The 2983-nt window shown below is 62.4% G+C and carries 5 protein-coding genes; 1 reads left to right on the plus strand and 4 read right to left on the minus strand.

Annotated features, from left to right (window positions below):
* Positions 1 to 612 (plus strand): ATP-grasp fold amidoligase family protein (locus EOA36_RS32275; protein ID WP_210212436.1); only part of this gene is annotated, 612 nt, incomplete at its 5' end.
* Positions 613 to 685: 73 nt separating this feature from the next.
* On the opposite strand, the gene EOA36_RS32280 is transcribed toward EOA36_RS32275, so the two are convergent.
* From EOA36_RS32280 to EOA36_RS32295, 4 genes are all read right to left on the minus strand, one after another.
* Positions 686 to 988 (minus strand): hypothetical protein, encoded by a 303-nt coding sequence (locus EOA36_RS32280; RefSeq protein ID WP_127280879.1) that lies wholly within the window; start codon positions 986 to 988, stop codon positions 686 to 688.
* Between the two features lie 91 nt (positions 989 to 1079).
* A complete protein-coding gene (locus EOA36_RS32285; RefSeq protein ID WP_127280880.1) occupies positions 1080 to 1619 on the minus strand; it encodes a MerR family transcriptional regulator in 540 nt (179 codons plus the stop codon).
* A gap of 215 nt (positions 1620 to 1834) precedes the next feature.
* Entirely contained in the window at positions 1835 to 2158 is a 324-nt protein-coding gene (locus EOA36_RS32290; RefSeq protein WP_010915609.1) for an integration host factor subunit alpha, read from the minus strand.
* Between the two features lie 101 nt (positions 2159 to 2259).
* Positions 2260 to 2983, minus strand: a 724-nt coding sequence (locus EOA36_RS32295) for a beta-ketoacyl-ACP synthase III (protein ID WP_145969425.1), incomplete at its 5' end; no start/stop codon positions are given.

A 2983-nucleotide genomic window follows, 5' to 3' on the forward strand; every position in this document is an offset into this window, starting at 1 on the left:
GTCTCCAACGGCGAACCCGATCGCGCCGCCATCGTGCGCAAGGCCAGCCGCTGGCTCAAAAAACGCTACGGCCGGCGCAATGGCGAATGGGCCTATTGGCCTGTCGTACCGGCCGTTTTCGTGGAGGAGCCGCTGGCACTCAGCGGCGGGACGATCGCCACCGACATCAAGGTCCATCTCTGCAGCGGGGTGATATCCCATGTCTGGGTGGAGGATAAGCACGCCAAGCGCTCGCTGCTGTTCGACCGCGACGCCAATCCGTTGCCCGGCCGCGATCCAGACTATCCCGGGGAGGACCAGGCCTTGCCTGTCAATGCGCGGCTCGTCGCCTATGTCCGCCAGGCGATCTCGATCGCGCCCGGCATAGCCGGCGACCTCGATTATATCCGTATCGATTTTCTGGTCACCGACGATCGTCTCTATGCCGGCGAGGTCACCGTCTACTCGGCCGCCGGATATGGCACATGGACAAACCCGGCGATCGCCGGGGAAATCGAACGGCTGTGGCGGCTCGATCAATCCGCATTCTTGCGTCGGAAGCACAAACGGGCCGTACGCCTCTATGCCGACGCGCTTCGTGCCAGATGCCGGAGCGGCACTACAAATCGCTGATATGAATGAGAATGGCGGCCGGCCTGGAAAGGCGAGCCGCCATTTCTCAGGATTCCTTGTCCTGGGGTGGCAGTCAGCGCCGGCTAAACAGCAGGCTGGCGACGAGACCGAGCACGACAAGGCCGACCGCAGCGGCGGCCGCCGGATGGTCGCGTGCCGATTTCTCGATCACCCTGCCCTGTCTGCGGATTGCCGGCATGGCATCTCGCAGGCGCTCCGCAAGATCCGAATATGTATCAAGAGCAGCATCACGGCCGTCTTCATAATAAACGCCACCCCGCTTTGACACTGCCTTGCGCAACGCCGCGAGTTCCCTCGAGAGAGCCGCGACCTGCTTTTCGAGGTCGATGTCCGAAAGGGTCGAAAATGAAGCCATCATGCGTTTCCTTGTCTTGCAGAAGGAAACGTAACGCCTCACCCGACCGCCGGTTCCGGTTTCGAGGCGTCAAAGCACCCGGTGCTCGCGGTCAGCGCACCTGGTCAAGCAGACGCTTGCATTCCAGGAGGTCGAACAGCGCCTCCTGCAGCAGCGCGCGATTGTCACGCGAGAGTTTCGACGCGTCCGGCGCGACCGGACCTTCCTCGTCGCTCTTGCCCAGGCCGAAGAAGCGGCGGCTGGGCTTGACCCTTGGCTGGCCAACCAGTTCGTCATCTCCACCGCGCGGCTGTGCGGCCGGCGTCAGCGGCACCTGGTCGGCCTGCTTGCGTTGCGAGATCGCCTCGACCGCGGCCATATCGCCATTGCCGATGGCGACCAGGAAATGATTGCCGTTTTCGCGTAGCAGCTTCTGCACGCCCTTGATGGTGTAGCCCTGGTCATAGAGCATGTGGCGGATGCCCTTGATCAGTTCGACATCCTGCGGCCGGTAGTAGCGGCGGCCGCCGCCGCGCTTCATCGGCTTGATCTGGTTGAAGCGCGTCTCCCAGAAACGCAGCACATGCTGCGGCAGGTCGAGATCTTCCGCGACCTCGCTGATAGTGCGGAAGGCGTCGGGGCTCTTGTCCATGGGCGAAATCCTCACGCTGGAGCGTGGCCCGGAACGGTCTTCAGACGAGATCGCGCCCAACGAGGAGAAGAGCTTGTTCCGCCAGCGCGGAACAGATCATACGCCAGAACACCAATCCGGCCATACCGCCGAATCGGGCCTTATTTCAGCGGTTTGTGAAGCAATATTCAAGCCCGCCGTCATCGCCGCGCCGGTTTTCAACCGGGCAATGAAGGCTATTTGCCGCCCTTGGCCTTGCTGTTCTGGTGAGAACGCAAGATGCGGTTCTTCAACACGTTGGACGATTTGAAGGTCATCACCCGGCGCGGCAGGATCGGAACTTCCTCGCCGGTCTTGGGATTGCGTCCGATGCGCTCATTCTTGGAGCGGACATGAAATGTCGCGAAGGACGACAGCTTCACTGTCTCGCCGCGCACGATCGCTTCACAGATTTCGTCCAGCACGGCCTCGACGAGTTCGGCGGACTCAGTGCGCGACAGGCCGACCTTTCTGTAGACGGCCTCGGCCAGGTCGGCGCGAGTAAGTGTTTTTCCCCCCATGCGACCGTCCCATCAGTTCAAACGTAAAATCGGCACAACAGCGGCAGAGCCTAAGTAATTGATCCGGCAAGGTCAAGGACCGAAACCGGACCGTTCTCCACTTACCAGCGAACCAGAACGGCGCCCCAGGTGAAGCCGCCGCCCATCGCCTCCAGGAGCACCAGGTCACCCTTCTTGATGCGGCCGTCGGCGACGGCCACCGACAGCGCCAGCGGTACGGAAGCAGCCGAGGTGTTACCGTGCAAATCGACGGTCACCACCACCTTTTGCTCTGCTATCCCGAGCTTTTTGGCTGAAGCGTCAATAATCCGTTTATTCGCCTGGTGGGGCACGAACCAGTCAAGGTCTTCGGCGGTAATGCCAGCGGCCGAGAAGGTCGCCTCGATGACATCGGTGATCATGCCGACCGCGTGCTTGAAGACCTCGCGGCCTTCCATGCGCAAATGACCGACCGTTCCCGTCGTCGACGGTCCGCCGTCGACGAAGAGCTTCTCCTTGTGCGCGCCGTCGGAACGCAGGCTGGCCGCCAGCACGCCCCGGTCGGCGATCGTGCCGGCCCCCTCGCCCGCTTCCAGAACCAGCGCACCGGCGCCGTCGCCAAACAGCACGCAGGTCGAGCGATCGCTCCAGTCGAGAATGCGCGAAAAGGTTTCCGAGCCGATGACCAGCACGCGCTTTGCCAGGCCACCGCGGATATAGAGGTCGGCTGTCGCCACCGCATAGACGAAGCCGGAGCACACCGCCTGCATGTCGAAGGCAAAGCCGTGATGCATACCGAGCCGGTTCTGGATTTCGACGGCAGTGGCGGGGGAGGGGTTGTTTTGC

Source organism: Mesorhizobium sp. M8A.F.Ca.ET.021.01.1.1 (genome assembly GCF_003998025.1).
Classification (GTDB): domain Bacteria; phylum Pseudomonadota; class Alphaproteobacteria; order Rhizobiales; family Rhizobiaceae; genus Mesorhizobium.